Consider the following 14,803-nt stretch of genomic DNA (forward strand, 5'->3'; position numbering starts at 1 on the left):
CGGAAGTTAAGCTCTCTAGCGCCGATGGTAGTTGGGACCTTGTCCCTGTGAGAGTAGGACGTCGCCAAGCAACTAAAAACACAAGTCTTTTGACTTGTGTTTTTTTATTTCCCATGAAATAGGATCGGTTCTGTTAGTAAAAAAGACGAAATATAGTAAGGGATTTTTTGAGCAGAAATAGTAAGAAATTGATAAATAAATGGATAATCTTCAGAGCCATAGCTCCCAAGTAAATCATACCACCAATCTGTTTCATATCTAGAAATCATACTTAAATTGTAGAGCAATAAATAATGAACAAGAAGTTCAGGTAATACGGGTTTAGGATTTCTCGGGTCAGTTGGAATTGGTAAGTAATAAGTATCAGCAAGATATTCGTAGTATAAAGGCGTACTATATATAGGGTTCCACGACTGGATAGGGGCTGTAAAAAGTAAATTCGATCCGCTCGTTTTCCCGGAGACGTGTTGTATGGATAAATGCTTACAAGTTGATTCAATGTAACGTGAAAATCTCTCTGTAGTCATATGAAGACGATCTAGTATGTTGGCCGAAAAGGAAAGTTCATTTGTATTTGTTGAATCGATTTTATATAAAGTGCTCCCTCTTTGACTGTAGCGAAATAAATTTTGTAATTCAGGAATATTTCCCATTAAATCCAGCATGTTAAACTTTTCTGCTTCTAAGTGTTTCATGTGAAACAGCTGTTCTGCAACATGAGTAAATAATCCGTTTTTTTGTACCTTCACCTCATCTTCTAAAAATTGATACCTCTGTTTTTTTCGTTTGCGAGTTGTAACACCATGAGCTAACACAGTAGTGGATTCTGGATAGTTCGGATCAATAGTTAGTAAGCAGGCTTTAAAAAGTTGGCTCATTCCATAAAACAATAGCATTGGCTGAATCGAAAAGGGGGCTACCTTATATAATTCATAATAATTTTTCCCGTGTTCTAAGTAATAAATAAAGGGATAACAATTTTCGAAACTTTTTTTTTCAGCATCTTGTATGGAGGATTTTTCGTAGCAACGGGCAAGATAACGTTGTACATTTTGAGATGAAAAGAAGAAACTTAATTGCTGCCAAGTACAATGTGTTTGATGCATATATTACGCTCCTTTTATTGTCTAAGAATTCTAACATATATATACGTCCTTGACAGTATTTTAACCAATTGATAAGCTACTAATAATAATTTCTGGTATCATGGGGGGAACAATTATGTGGGAATCTAAATTTGTTAAAGAAGGTTTGACTTTTGATGACGTATTACTTGTACCAGCAAAGTCAGATGTACTACCAAGAGAAGTAAGTGTTAAAACAGTTTTATCTGAAAGCTTACAGTTAAATATCCCGTTAATTAGTGCAGGAATGGATACAGTAACAGAAGCTGACATGGCTATTGCAATGGCTCGTCAAGGCGGTTTAGGAATTATTCATAAAAACATGTCTATCGAACAACAAGCGGAGCAAGTTGATAAAGTAAAACGTTCTGAAAGTGGCGTTATTTCAGATCCTTTCTTTTTAACTCCAGAACATCAAGTATATGATGCAGAGCATCTTATGGGAAAATACCGTATCTCAGGTGTACCGGTTGTAAATAATTTAGACGAGCGAAAATTAGTTGGTATTATTACAAACCGTGATATGCGTTTCATCCAAGACTACTCAATCAAAATTTCCGACGTAATGACAAAAGAAAAGCTAATTACAGCTCCAGTTGGTACAACGCTGGAAGAAGCTGAAAAGATCCTACAAAAGTATAAAATTGAAAAACTCCCTCTTGTTGATAACAACGGTGTATTACAAGGGCTTATTACAATAAAAGATATTGAAAAAGTAATTGAATTCCCAAATTCTGCGAAGGATAAGCAAGGACGCTTATTAGTTGGAGCAGCGGTTGGTGTAACGGCTGATGCTATGCTTCGTATCGACGCATTAGTAAAAGCTAGCGTAGATGCAATCGTACTTGATACAGCTCATGGACATTCTCAAGGTGTTATTGATAAGGTAAAAGAAGTTCGTGCGAAATATCCATCACTAAATATTATTGCTGGAAACGTTGCTACTGCTGAAGCAACGAAAGCATTAATTGAAGCAGGTGCAAACGTAGTTAAAGTTGGTATTGGACCAGGCTCTATCTGTACGACACGTGTTGTAGCTGGAGTTGGTGTACCACAATTAACAGCAGTTTATGATTGCGCAACAGAAGCTCGTAAACACGGTATTCCAGTTATTGCTGATGGTGGTGTTAAGTACTCTGGTGACATGGTAAAAGCTTTAGCAGCAGGAGCACACGTTGTTATGCTAGGTAGTATGTTTGCTGGTGTTGCTGAAAGCCCTGGAGAAACTGAAATTTACCAAGGTCGTCAATTTAAAGTATATCGTGGTATGGGTTCTGTCGGAGCGATGGAAAAAGGAAGTAAAGACCGTTACTTCCAAGAAGGAAATAAAAAACTTGTTCCAGAAGGTATTGAAGGTCGAGTACCATATAAAGGGCCTTTAGCAGATACAGTTCATCAATTAGTTGGTGGATTACGTGCCGGTATGGGATATTGCGGAGCACAGAATTTAGAATTCTTACGTGAGAATGCACAATTCATTCGTATGTCAGGTGCTGGTTTACGTGAAAGCCATCCTCATCACGTACAAATCACAAAAGAGGCTCCAAACTACTCATTATAATGTCTTATATACAAATAGACAGAGATTTGATATCTCTGTCTATTTTTTTTTGATTATGTTAGAATAACGGTTATGTGAGTACATAGATATTGGGGGTAGCAAAAGTGAAAGGTATGTTTTGCAAAAGATTCATCGCTTTAGTAACAATGCTTACACTAGCTTGTAGCATGTTGTTACCATATAGCAATGCATCAGCAGAAACGGGATCTGCTTTAAACATTGAAGCAGGTGCAGCAATTTTAGTTGAAGCGAATTCTGGGAAAATTTTATATCAAAAGAATGCAGATGAATTATTATCAATTGCTAGTATGACAAAGATGATGAGTGAATATTTAGTTCATGAAGCAGTGGCTAAAGGAAAACTTAAGTGGGATCAAAAAATTAAGGTTTCTGAATATGCGTATAAAGTTTCACAAGATGCTTCATTATCAAATGTTGCATTAGAAAATGGTGGCACGTATACAGTAAAAGAGTTATATGAAGCAATGGCAATTTTTTCTGCCAATGGTGCAACAATTGCACTAGGAGAGGCAATTGCAGGTAAAGAAGTAGATTTCGTAAAAATGATGAATGATAAGGCGAAAGAACTAGGATTAAAAAATTATAAATTCGTTAATTCTACAGGTTTAACGAACAAAGATTTAAAAGGAATGCACCCTGCGGGTACAACACCGGATGAAGAAAATAAAATGTCTGCGAAGGATGTTGCAACTTTAGCACAGCATTTACTTAAAGATTATCCCAAAGTATTAGATACAGCAAAAATTTCTAACAAAGAATTCCGTCCAGAAAAAGAGAAATTTCAAATGTTGAACTGGAACTGGATGCTAAAAGGTTTATCTAAGGCATATGATGGTGTAGATGGCCTGAAAACAGGATCAACTCCAGAAGCAGGAGAATGTTTCACTGGTACGGTTGAAAGAAATGGAATGCGTTTTATTTCTGTAGTTATTAAAACGAATTCTCGTCAGGCACGTTTTGATGAGACAAAGAAACTATATGATTATGGATTTGCTAATTTTGAAATGAAGCAATTATATAAAAAAGATTCTTCAGTAAAAGGACAAGAAACAGTACGAGTAGAAAATGCTAAAGATAAAGATGTAGCAGTTCAAACAAAAAAAGCTGTTTCACTTCCAGTTCCAAAAGGAAGTAAAGATGTTTATAAAACAGAATTAAAAGAAGCAAGTAAGGGACAAGAAGCACCGATTAAAAAGGGAGCTGCACTTGGCCAAATGGTAATCACACCAAAAGATGCGAATGACCCTGGATTTTTATCTGATAAGTCATTACAAGTAGATCTTGTAACAACATCTGCAGTAGAAGAAGCGAATTGGTTTACTCGTTCTATGCGTGGAATCGGTTCTTTCTTTAGTGGTATATGGAATAGTGCTGTTGATACAGTAAAAGGCTGGTTTTAAAAGCTCCTCATTGTAGGGGCTTTTTCTTATTCCTATTTTTCATACCGACTTTATGAAAAAGTAGTAGACAAGCATCTGATAGTTAGTGGTAGAATGTAAGAGTATTCTTAATTTTCGCCTTTAACGGGGGAAAAGCAATTCACCTAGGGGGGTTTTTGTAACATGACAAATGTAACAGGGACAGAACGTGTAAAACGTGGAATGGCAGAAATGCAAAAAGGCGGCGTTATTATGGACGTAATTAACGCTGAACAAGCAAAAATTGCAGAAGAGGCAGGCGCAGTTGCCGTTATGGCACTAGAGCGTGTACCAGCAGATATTCGTGCAGCAGGTGGCGTTTCTCGTATGGCAGACCCAACAATCGTTGAAGAAGTTATGGGTGCAGTGTCAATTCCGGTTATGGCAAAATGTCGTATCGGTCACCTTGTAGAAGCACGTGTATTAGAATCATTAGGGGTAGACTATATCGATGAGAGTGAAGTATTAACTCCTGCTGATGAAGTATACCATTTAAATAAACGTGATTACACAGTTCCATTTGTATGTGGTTGCCGTGATATCGGAGAAGCTGCACGTCGTATTGCAGAAGGTGCATCTATGCTTCGTACAAAAGGTGAACCAGGAACAGGAAACATTGTAGAGGCAGTGCGTCATATGCGCCAAGTCAATGCAGAAATCCGTCAAGTTGCAAGTCTACGTGAAGATGAGTTAATGACATATGCAAAAAATACTGGTGCTCCTTATGAAGTACTACTTGAAATTAAACGCCTTGGTCGTTTGCCAGTTGTAAACTTCGCAGCAGGTGGTGTAGCAACACCAGCAGATGCAGCGTTAATGATGCAACTTGGTGCGGATGGTGTATTTGTTGGATCTGGTATCTTCAAATCAGAAAATCCAGAGAAATTTGCACGCGCAATCGTTGAAGCGACGACTCATTATGAGGATTACGAACTAATTGCAAGCCTTTCTAAAGGATTAGGTAATGCAATGAAAGGTATCGAAATTTCAACGTTATTACCAGAACAACGCATGCAAGAGCGTGGATGGTAATTGAAGGAGAACTTTAAAATGGTGAAAATCGGTGTACTAGGTCTTCAAGGTGCAGTTCGTGAGCATATAAAATCAGTTGAAGCAAGTGGTGCAGAAGCTGTTGTTGTAAAGCGTATAGAGCAACTTGAAGAGATTGATGGTCTTATTTTGCCGGGCGGTGAAAGTACAACAATGCGCCGTCTTATTGATAAGTATGCTTTCATGGAACCACTTCGTACATTCGCGAAGTCTGGTAAACCAATGTTTGGTACATGTGCAGGTATGATTCTTCTTGCAAAAACACTTATTGGCTATGAAGAAGCACATATTGGTGCTATGGATATTACAGTAGAACGCAATGCGTTCGGACGCCAAAAAGATAGCTTTGAAGCCTCACTTTCAATTAAAGGTGTAGGGGAAGAATTTATTGGTGTATTTATCCGTGCTCCATATGTTGTAAATGTAGCTGATGATGTTGAAGTACTTTCTACACATGGTGACCGAATGGTAGCGGTAAAACAAAATCAGTTTTTAGCTGCTTCATTCCATCCAGAATTAACGGATGATCATCGTGTGACAGCATACTTTGTAGAAATGGTAAAAGAAGCGAAAATGAAAAAAGTTGTATAAGTAACTTGCAACTTGTTTAAGATTATAGTAAATTGATGGTAACAATTTTATAAAATAAGCGTGTTGATAGGAAGTAGTAACAAATGCCGTTTCTTATAGAGAGTCGATGGTTGGTGGAAATCGATAGAAACAGTTTGTGAATCCATCCTGGAATGGAATGTGGAATATCTTTATGATTAGTAAACATTCCCGGTGAAGAGCCGTTATTTCTACTTGAGAGGAAGGCGGTAATGCTTTCAACTAGGGTGGCAACGCGGGTTAACTCCCGTCCCTTTATATAGGGACGGGAGTTTTTTGTGTTTTATAAAATAAAAGGAGGAGTATATAATGCTTGATATAAAATTTTTACGTACAAATTTTGAAGAAGTAAAAGCGAAATTACAGCATAGAGGCGAAGATTTAACTGATTTTGGTCGCTTCGAAGAGCTAGATACGAGAAGAAGAGAATTACTTGTTCAAACAGAGGAACTAAAAAGTAAGCGTAACGAAGTATCTCAACAAATTTCTGTATTGAAGCGTGAAAAGAAAGATGCAGAAGCTCTAATTCTAGAGATGCGTGAAGTTGGAGAAAAAGTAAAAGATCTTGATAATGAACTTCGTACAGTTGAAGAAGATTTAGAAAGATTAATGTTGTCTATTCCAAATATCCCTCATGAATCTGCTCCAGTTGGTGAAACAGAAGATGATAATGTGATAGCACGTACTTGGGGAGAAGTGAAAGAATTTGCTTATGAACCAAAACCACATTGGGATCTTGCTACAGATTTAGGAATTTTAGATTTTGAGCGTGCTGGGAAAGTAACGGGAAGCCGCTTCGTATTCTATAAAGGTGCTGGCGCGAGATTAGAGCGTGCTTTAATTAGCTTTATGCTTGATCTTCATACTGATGAGCACGGATATGAAGAAGTATTACCTCCGTATATGGTAAACCGTGCAAGTATGACAGGAACAGGACAACTTCCGAAATTTGAAGAAGATGCATTCCGTATTGAAAGTGAAGATTACTTCTTAATTCCAACAGCTGAAGTACCTGTAACGAATATGCACCGCGATGAAATCTTAAATAAAGAGCAATTGCCTATACGATATGCTGCATTTAGCTCTTGTTTCCGTTCTGAAGCAGGTTCAGCTGGCCGTGATACGCGTGGATTAATTCGTCAGCATCAGTTCAACAAAGTAGAGCTTGTAAAATTCGTAAAACCAGAAGATTCTTATGAAGAGTTAGAAAAACTAACAAATGATGCAGAACGCGTGTTACAATTATTAGAGTTGCCATATCGCGTTATGAGCATGTGCACAGGCGATTTAGGATTTACAGCAGCGAAGAAATACGATATCGAAGTATGGATTCCAAGCTATGGCACATATCGTGAGATTTCTTCTTGTAGTAATTTTGAGGCTTTCCAAGCGAGACGTGCAAATATCCGTTTCCGTCGTGAACCAAACGGAAAACCAGAACATGTTCATACATTAAATGGATCTGGTCTTGCAATTGGACGTACGGTAGCAGCTATTTTAGAGAACTACCAACAAGAAGATGGTACAATTATAATTCCAGAAGTTCTTCGCCCTTATATGGGAGGAAAAACAGTTATTAAGTAAATGTAAACATTCATCGGTATGAGTGATTGGTAATTATGAGCGTTGTCAGTACTATAATGTAGGAGGGGGAAAGTAAAATTTTCCTTTCCTCATAATTTATTTTAGTAGGGTTGACTAACTGTTTTTCTTTTGATATTATATTTGATGTCAATATGGAGGTATACCCAAGTCTGGCTGAAGGGATCGGTCTTGAAAACCGACAGGCGGCGAGAGTCGCGCGGGGGTTCGAATCCCTCTACCTCCTCCAGATATAATTGACAACAGCGCATATAAGTGGAGATTGGAGAACTCGTTACCAACACGTAACGAGTTTTTATTTTAAAACCAATCATAAAGTATGGGGTAAGGAGATTTTCTCCTTATTACACACTCATATTCCGATGATTATCTTCATAGATATGAAAGGAGTCAACATGGATCTTATTATACAAACGTTTCCTTTAGATGGAAAAACTTTATATTATGTACAATGTCCTGTCTGTAAGAACAATAGAATTTTAAACAGTGGTGCAAATGTTTCACGTATTATTAGCGATGATACATTCCGTAAACTTTGTGGCTGCACTTGTGACGTAAAGCAAACTGCGACAAAAGTAGAGGCGCCAAAAAAAGTTGAAAAAGAAGCTGTAAAGAAAGAAGCAGCTCCAAAACGTACAGGTAAAGTATTAACAGCAATGATTAACGGAAAAGAAATGACTGTTAAAGAGATTGCTGAAACATATGATATTAGTACAAGTACTGTTCGTCAGCGTATTAACGCTGGAAAACCTGAGAGTGAAATTATTGCTCCGACAAAGAAGAAGTAATTTAATAGAAAAACCCGTGCGTATGCACGGGTTTTTTATTTTACAAGTTTACGTGTTTGTTTTAAAAAATGGCCAATTTTTTTAATAATTGGTTCAATGGAATCGCCATCTTTTAAAATATCGTATTCATTAATGTTTAATCGTAAAACAGGGCATGAATTAAAGTTATTAATCCAGTTGTCGTAACGCCCATGCATCTCTTTCCAATACTCAATTGGTGTTTGCTGTTCCATCGGACGTCCACGTTCTTGGATACGATCAACAATATCATCGAAAGAACCTTCTAAGTAAATTAGTAAATCTGGATGAGGGAAGTAAGGAGTCATGACCATAGCGTCAAATAAACCTTTGTATGTTTCATAATCAGTTTCTGTCATTGTCCCTTTTTCATGATGCATCTTTGCAAAAATGCCAGTGTCTTCATAGATAGAGCGATCTTGAACAAAGCCGCCACCGTATTCAAAAATTCTTTTTTGTTCTTTAAATCGTTCTGCTAAAAAATACACTTGCAAGTGAAAGCTCCAGCGTGTGAAATCAGCATAGAACTTGTCCAAATACGGGTTAGAGTCTACCTTTTCAAATGATGTGCGATAGCCTAAAGCGTTAGCTAATGCAGTTGTCATAGTTGATTTACCGACACCTACTGTTCCAGCAATAGTGATTACTGCGTCATTTGGTATATCATATTTTTGCCTTAAATTCATTATTATTTCGACTCCTTTAAGAGAGTATTTTGAAGGGCAGATAGGATGACGTTTAAATCATCAGGATTTTTTACAAAATCCATATCGTCTCCGTTAAATTTCAATACTGGGATGTCTGGATGATCCTTTTTAAAAGTATCCATTGCAGTTTCATAATCTTTTGTGAGCTGTAGTAAGTAATTTGGATCCATATTTTTTTCGAATTCTCTTCCGCGCTTTGCGATTCGTGCTTGTAATGTTTCTAAGCTAGCCGTTAAATAAACGATTACGTTTGGTACAGGCATATCTTGTGTAAGGATGCGATAGATTTGCATGTACTTATCGTATTGAGAATCTTTTAATGTACGAGATGCGAAAATTAGATTTTTAAATATATGATAATCTGCTACTACTGGCTTCCTTCGATTCAAAAACTTTATGTTAATATCTTCTAATTGTTTGTATCTATTACAAAGAAAGAACATCTCTGTTTGAAAACTCCATTCGTCGATGTCTTCATAGAACTTTCCTAAAAAAGGGTTTTCATCAACAATCTCTTTTAGTAAGTGGAGTTGCATGTGAGTTGAAATTTCCTTCGCAAGTGAAGTTTTTCCAACACCAATTGGTCCTTCAACCGTGATAAATGGTACTCCGGTCACGCTGTTTCCTCCTTTCAATCAGTGATTTACCGTGACTACTAAAAACACAAAACAGAATTATTGTAGCACAAGAGGGAAGCGAGCGGGTTAATTTGATATAAAAAGTTAGAAAATAGATATATGTATTAATTAATTTTTATTTGAGATGACGGTATTATATTTGCTTTTAATGTGGTTTCCATTATTTTTAAAGCATGCAAGTTATCCTGATCATGATTAGAGGCAATACAGTCCTGTGGTACATACAGTGTATAATTTCTCATATGAGCATCGTTAGCTGTAAAGAGGATACATATATTCCCTGCGACTCCTGTTAATATTAGATTTTCTATTTTTAAATAGCCTAATAAAGAATTTAAAGGTGTTTCATAAAAAGCAGAGTAATGTGGTTTAATAAAAATGTAATCATCAGAATTTGGGGCAATCTTACGAATGATATTTTCGCTATACTCATTTGTACAATGATTAATTAGTTGATCAATATCAGATCTCCAAAGTTGATAATGGTCATTAACATAAATTATGGGATAGCCAAAGGATTTCATTGTTTTCTTTAATTGTAAAATAGGGTTAGTTATAATTTCGCATTTTTTGGCTAGGATGGGCCCGTGTGAAAATTGAAAGTCATTAATCATATCGATAATGAGTAAGGCAGTATTCTTCATATGTAATCCCCTCTCTTTTTTATTAGGGTGGATTGAATTTGTAAAAGTTATCCCATGTGTAGTAAATGGAAATTAGTGTACGTTATTTGTAAGGAAAGGACTATGGTATGGAACACGATCAAGATATTTATTTTATGCAGTTAGCGATAAAAGAGGCTAAAAAGGCAGAGGTAATACAAGAAGTACCGATTGGTGCAGTTATAGTGTTAGATGGCGAAGTAATTAGTGTTGCTCATAATTTAAGGGAAACTGAGCAAAGATCAATAGCTCACGCTGAGTTGTTAGCTATTGATGAGGCGTGCAAAAAATTAGGGACATGGCGTTTAGAAGATGCGACATTATATGTAACATTAGAGCCTTGTCCGATGTGTGCGGGTGGAATTGTTTTATCACGAGTGAAGCGAGTTGTATATGGTGCAAGTGATCCGAAAGGTGGATGTGCAGGGACATTGATGAATCTTTTAACGGATGAACGCTTTAATCATCAATGCGAGGTAGTAGCTGGTGTATTAGAAGAAGAATGCGGTACGTTGTTAACAAACTTTTTTAGAGAGCTTCGCAAAAAAAGAAAAGCGATCAAGAAATTAGAGCAAAACAAAGAGAATTAACGTATTTGCATTTTATAAAAAAACAAGTTATACTGATAATGCCTTTAATGAAGGCAACCGAATATTGGTTTTAACTTTGCCGTGCTAAGCGGGGAGGTAGCGGTGCCCTATACTCGCAATCCGCTCTAGCGAGGCCGAATCCCTTCTCGAGGTTATGTTGCTGTAAGGTCTGCCTTAAGTAAGTGGTGTTGACGTTTGGGTCCTGCGCAACGGGACCCCGTGAACCTTGTCAGGTCCGGAAGGAAGCAGCAATAAGCGGGTCTTCTCGTGTGCCGCAGGAGTGCCTGAACCGAGCTAACTGCTTGAGTAACGCTTATGGTACGTAATCGACAGAAGGTGCACGGCAGTTATATATGTATACAAAACTCACCTTAATATTAAGGTGGGTTTTTTGTATAGAAAATAACTTTTGGAATCTATAAACAGAATGGGTTATAATAAATGAGATAATAACCTTTGAGGGAGGCCGTATTTTCGTGTCATACCAAGCGTTATACCGAACATGGAGACCGCAAAAATTTGAAGATGTAGTTGGTCAAAAGCACGTGACAAAAACGTTGCAAAATGCCCTTCTTCAAGAGAAAGTTTCACATGCTTATTTATTTTCTGGGCCGAGGGGAACAGGAAAAACGACAATTGCAAAAGTATTTGCAAAAGCAATCAACTGTGAACATGCTCCGGTGGCTGAACCTTGTAATGAATGTCCTTCTTGTTTGGGGATTACACAAGGATCCATTTCAGATGTATTAGAAATTGATGCGGCTTCAAATAACGGTGTAGATGAAATTCGAGATATTAGAGATAAAGTAAAATATGCTCCAAGTGCTGTAGAATATAAAGTGTACATTATTGATGAAGTCCACATGCTGTCTATGGGTGCCTTCAATGCGCTTTTAAAAACGTTAGAAGAGCCGCCAGGACATGTCATCTTTATTTTGGCGACAACAGAACCGCATAAGATCCCGCCTACAATCATTTCACGTTGCCAACGTTTTGAATTTCGAAAAATATCAGTAAATGATATTGTTGAGAGATTATCGACGGTTGTAACGAATGAAGGTACGCAAGTAGAAGATGAGGCTTTACAAATTGTTGCACGTGCCGCTGAAGGTGGTATGCGTGATGCGCTTAGTCTTATTGATCAGGCAATATCTTATAGTGATGAGACAGTTACGACAGAAGATGTATTAGCTGTAACAGGTTCTGTTTCCCAGCAATACTTAGGTAACTTAGTAGAATGTATACGTGAAAATGATGTATCAAGAGCATTACGTATCATAGATGAGATGATGGGTAAAGGGAAAGATCCAGTTCGCTTTATGGAGGATTTCATTTACTATTATCGTGATATGCTTTTATATCAAACTTCACCACAATTGGAACATATGTTGGAACGAGTAATGGTAGATGAGCAATTCCGGACGTTAAGTGAAGAAATGCAACCGGAAGTAATCTATGAAATCATTCATACTCTTAGTAAGGGACAACAGGAAATGAAGTGGACGAATCATCCGCGAATTTTCTTAGAAGTTGTTATGGTGCAATTGTGTCAACAGTTTATGATGCAAGCGAACGGTACAGATCGTTTACAAGCAATTATGAACAGGATGCAGCAATTGGAGAAAGAGTTAGAAGAAGTCAAAAAGAATGGTGTGCCGGCTGGTGTGCAGCAGGAAGTCAGAGAGACACGTGCAACGCCAAAACCAGTGCGGACAGGTAGTATGAAGATTCCTGTCGGACGCGTAAATGAAGTGTTAAAGCAAGCAAAGCGTCAGGATTTAGAACAATTAAAAGCTGTGTGGGGTGAGTTGTTAGGAAGACTCAAAGCATACAACAAAGTAGCGTTTGCTGTTTTACTAGAAAATAGCGAACCGGTAGCGGCTTCGGATGATACTTACGTTTTAGCGTTTCAATATGAGATTCACTGTAAAATGGCAAGCGAAAATCGAGAAGCTATGGATACAGTGGAACAAGCTTTATTTGAATTGCTAAGTAAAAGATTAAATATGATTGCCATTCCAAAAAGTGAATGGGGTAAAATACGTGAAGATTTTTTACAGCGTGAAGGCGGAAGTGCTGAAGAAAGCCCAGAGAAAAAAGAAGATCCTCTTATAGAAGAGGCGGTAAAATTAGTAGGGCAAGAACTTATTGAAATAAAAGAGTAATAATAATTAGGAGGAATTAATTATGATGCGTGGCGGAATGGGAAATATGAATAACATGATGAAACAAATGCAAAAAATGCAAAAAGATATGGCAAAAGCGCAAGAAGAACTTGGCGAAAAAACAGTTGAAGGTACAGCTGGTGGCGGAATGATCACAGTTATTGCAAATGGTCATAAGCAAATTCTTGAAGTAAAAGTAAAAGAAGAAGTTGTAGATCCAGAAGATATCGAAATGTTACAAGACTTAGTGTTAGCTGCAACGAACGATGCACTTAAAAAAGCTGATGAACTTTCAAATTCTACAATGGGTAAATTTACAAAAGGCTTAAACTTACCGGGTGGAATGTTCTAGGAGGATATTGATATATGCATTATCCAGAACCGATATCAAAACTAATTGATAGTTTTATGAAATTGCCAGGGATCGGACCGAAAACAGCGGTTCGATTGGCATTTTTCGTATTAGATATGAAAGAAGATGATGTGTTAGGTTTTGCAAAAGCACTTGTAAATGCGAAGCGAGATTTAGCGTATTGTTCTGTATGCGGACATATTACTGACCGTGATCCTTGTTATATTTGTAATGATTCACATCGAGATCAATCGGTTGTTTGTGTTGTGCAGGAACCGAAAGATGTAATCGCAATGGAAAAAATGAAAGAATATCAAGGTGTATATCATGTGTTACGTGGTGCTATTTCTCCAATGGAGGGAATTGGACCAGAAGACATTAATATCCCGCAACTTTTAAAGCGACTGCATGATGAAACAGTACAAGAAGTAATATTAGCAACAAACCCTAATATTGAAGGGGAAGCTACAGCGATGTATATATCCCGCCTCTTAAAGCCGACAGGTATTAAAGTGACTCGTATTGCACATGGTCTGCCAGTTGGTGGAGATTTAGAATATGCAGATGAAGTGACATTGTCGAAAGCGCTAGAAGGTCGTAGAGAAGTATAAGAGGAGAAACAAAAATGTTCTTTCAAAAAAAGGGTAAATTGCGTAAAGAGTATGATGATAAGTTAATTGTACTATTAGAAAAAGTGAAGAATGAATGGTTACGCCAGAAGAGAATGGTCGAACAAAGTGTGGAGCCATCTCAAGATGTACTTTGTTCTTTGAAGATAGCAGAGGCAAAATATTTCTTCTTGTTAAAAGAAGCAAAACGTCGCCCTGTAAAAATGGAACAATGGTAAAAGGTTCTGCTGAAACAGCAGAACCTTTTATTTTATTCGTTAAACATTTAGTGGTTTTTATGAGGGTAGTGTTGTCGAATAAAGATTAACAAGATAAAACGACTGGAGTTATATGATACATGTTCTTTTTTATCGTCTTGTCCCATACAAATGAGTGTGTATAGGTCATTCATAAGGAGGAAGAAAATGAATTCTACAATTGTTATTGTCGGTATTCTTACTTTAGTTTTTATTTTTCTTGTTTTCGGTGTTTCTTCAAAGCCGTTACGTTTTATAGGAAAAGCGCTTTTTCATGTTACTTTGGGAATAGCATTACTCTTTATCGTAAATGTTGTCGGGACATATTTTGATTTTCATATTCCAATTAACTTGGGTACAGCAGCAATCACAAGTTTATTAGGTCTACCCGGTGTTGCTGCATTAGTGGTTATTAAGCTTTATATCATGCCAAGATAAAATTATTTTGGCATTTTTTTAAAAAGTGTTGACGAACAAATGATTAATATGGTAAATTAATAAGCGTCGTCAGGAACGAAAGAAAAAAGTTGTTGACAGATTTAACGCGAAATGTTAAATTATAAAAGTCGCTGAAACGCGATGTTGAACTTTGAAAACTAAACGAAACAAACAACGTGAAACGTCAATTTTTAT

At 37.1% G+C, this 14,803-nt stretch carries 16 protein-coding genes, 1 tRNA gene, 1 other RNA gene and 1 other annotated feature; of the genes, 14 read left to right on the top strand and 4 right to left on the bottom strand.

The window, feature by feature from the left end; genetic code table 11:
- Window positions 1–104: 104 nt before the first annotated feature.
- The gene (locus PDL00_RS33830; protein WP_270733771.1) at window positions 105–1,106 is read right to left on the bottom strand and encodes a YaaC family protein; all 1,002 of its coding nucleotides are present in this window, start codon (window positions 1,104–1,106) and stop codon (window positions 105–107) included.
- A 115-nt stretch (window positions 1,107–1,221) separates the two neighbouring features.
- Here PDL00_RS33830 and guaB point away from each other — a divergent pair, with 115 nt between their 5' ends.
- The 7 genes from guaB (at window position 1,222) to PDL00_RS33865 (ending at window position 8,173) form a co-directional block, all read left to right on the top strand.
- Window positions 1,222–2,685 carry an IMP dehydrogenase gene (guaB, locus tag PDL00_RS33835; RefSeq protein ID WP_000264076.1) on the top strand — a complete coding sequence of 488 codons (1,464 nt, stop codon included), beginning with the start codon at window positions 1,222–1,224 and terminating at the stop codon, window positions 2,683–2,685.
- 113 nt (window positions 2,686–2,798) lie between these two features.
- Entirely contained in the window at window positions 2,799–4,106 is a 1,308-nt protein-coding gene (locus tag PDL00_RS33840) for a D-alanyl-D-alanine carboxypeptidase family protein (RefSeq protein WP_270733773.1), read from the top strand.
- Between the two features lie 162 nt (window positions 4,107–4,268).
- Window positions 4,269–5,156, top strand: a complete 888-nt coding sequence (gene pdxS, locus PDL00_RS33845; protein WP_000186157.1) for a pyridoxal 5'-phosphate synthase lyase subunit PdxS — start codon at window positions 4,269–4,271, stop codon at window positions 5,154–5,156.
- Between the two features lie 18 nt (window positions 5,157–5,174).
- On the top strand, window positions 5,175–5,765 hold the full coding sequence (pdxT, locus tag PDL00_RS33850; RefSeq protein ID WP_270733772.1) for a pyridoxal 5'-phosphate synthase glutaminase subunit PdxT: 591 nt from the start codon (window positions 5,175–5,177) through the stop codon (window positions 5,763–5,765).
- A 54-nt stretch (window positions 5,766–5,819) separates the two neighbouring features.
- Window positions 5,820–6,041, top strand: a binding site (T-box leader).
- A gap of 51 nt (window positions 6,042–6,092) precedes the next feature.
- The gene (gene serS, locus PDL00_RS33855; protein ID WP_242257175.1) at window positions 6,093–7,367 is read left to right on the top strand and encodes a serine--tRNA ligase; all 1,275 of its coding nucleotides are present in this window, start codon (window positions 6,093–6,095) and stop codon (window positions 7,365–7,367) included.
- A gap of 154 nt (window positions 7,368–7,521) precedes the next feature.
- Window positions 7,522–7,614, top strand: a tRNA-Ser gene (locus PDL00_RS33860).
- 166 nt (window positions 7,615–7,780) lie between these two features.
- The gene (locus PDL00_RS33865; RefSeq protein WP_242257176.1) at window positions 7,781–8,173 is read left to right on the top strand and encodes a DUF3797 domain-containing protein; all 393 of its coding nucleotides are present in this window, start codon (window positions 7,781–7,783) and stop codon (window positions 8,171–8,173) included.
- A gap of 35 nt (window positions 8,174–8,208) precedes the next feature.
- On the opposite strand, the gene PDL00_RS33870 is transcribed toward PDL00_RS33865, so the two are convergent.
- The 3 genes from PDL00_RS33870 to PDL00_RS33880 form a co-directional block, all read right to left on the bottom strand.
- Window positions 8,209–8,877, bottom strand: a complete 669-nt coding sequence (locus PDL00_RS33870) for a deoxynucleoside kinase (protein WP_098778593.1) — start codon at window positions 8,875–8,877, stop codon at window positions 8,209–8,211.
- A gap of 2 nt (window positions 8,878–8,879) precedes the next feature.
- Window positions 8,880–9,515 (bottom strand): deoxynucleoside kinase, encoded by a 636-nt coding sequence (locus tag PDL00_RS33875; RefSeq protein ID WP_242257177.1) that lies wholly within the window; start codon window positions 9,513–9,515, stop codon window positions 8,880–8,882.
- 125 nt (window positions 9,516–9,640) lie between these two features.
- On the bottom strand, window positions 9,641–10,180 hold the full coding sequence (locus PDL00_RS33880) for an isochorismatase family cysteine hydrolase (RefSeq protein ID WP_242257178.1): 540 nt from the start codon (window positions 10,178–10,180) through the stop codon (window positions 9,641–9,643).
- A gap of 107 nt (window positions 10,181–10,287) precedes the next feature.
- On the opposite strand from PDL00_RS33880, the gene tadA reads away from it, so the two are divergent.
- The 7 genes from tadA (at window position 10,288) to PDL00_RS33915 (ending at window position 14,608) form a co-directional block, all read left to right on the top strand.
- A complete protein-coding gene (gene tadA, locus PDL00_RS33885) occupies window positions 10,288–10,788 on the top strand; it encodes a tRNA adenosine(34) deaminase TadA (protein ID WP_242257179.1) in 501 nt (166 codons plus the stop codon).
- Between the two features lie 79 nt (window positions 10,789–10,867).
- Window positions 10,868–11,132: signal recognition particle sRNA large type (gene ffs, locus PDL00_RS33890), an RNA gene on the top strand.
- Window positions 11,133–11,264: 132 nt separating this feature from the next.
- A complete protein-coding gene (dnaX, locus tag PDL00_RS33895) occupies window positions 11,265–12,953 on the top strand; it encodes a DNA polymerase III subunit gamma/tau (RefSeq protein WP_242257180.1) in 1,689 nt (562 codons plus the stop codon).
- Window positions 12,954–12,978: 25 nt separating this feature from the next.
- Entirely contained in the window at window positions 12,979–13,305 is a 327-nt protein-coding gene (locus PDL00_RS33900; RefSeq protein WP_170930109.1) for a YbaB/EbfC family nucleoid-associated protein, read from the top strand.
- A 14-nt stretch (window positions 13,306–13,319) separates the two neighbouring features.
- Window positions 13,320–13,916 carry a recombination protein RecR gene (gene recR, locus PDL00_RS33905; RefSeq protein WP_000559169.1) on the top strand — a complete coding sequence of 199 codons (597 nt, stop codon included), beginning with the start codon at window positions 13,320–13,322 and terminating at the stop codon, window positions 13,914–13,916.
- 14 nt (window positions 13,917–13,930) lie between these two features.
- Window positions 13,931–14,152 (top strand): YaaL family protein, encoded by a 222-nt coding sequence (locus PDL00_RS33910; RefSeq protein ID WP_000466020.1) that lies wholly within the window; start codon window positions 13,931–13,933, stop codon window positions 14,150–14,152.
- Window positions 14,153–14,338: 186 nt separating this feature from the next.
- The gene (locus PDL00_RS33915) at window positions 14,339–14,608 is read left to right on the top strand and encodes a pro-sigmaK processing inhibitor BofA family protein (protein WP_212955034.1); all 270 of its coding nucleotides are present in this window, start codon (window positions 14,339–14,341) and stop codon (window positions 14,606–14,608) included.
- Window positions 14,609–14,803: the final 195 nt, after the last annotated feature.

Source organism: Bacillus cereus group sp. TH152-1LC (genome assembly GCF_027710505.1).
GTDB lineage: Bacteria > Bacillota > Bacilli > Bacillales > Bacillaceae_G > Bacillus_A > Bacillus_A mobilis.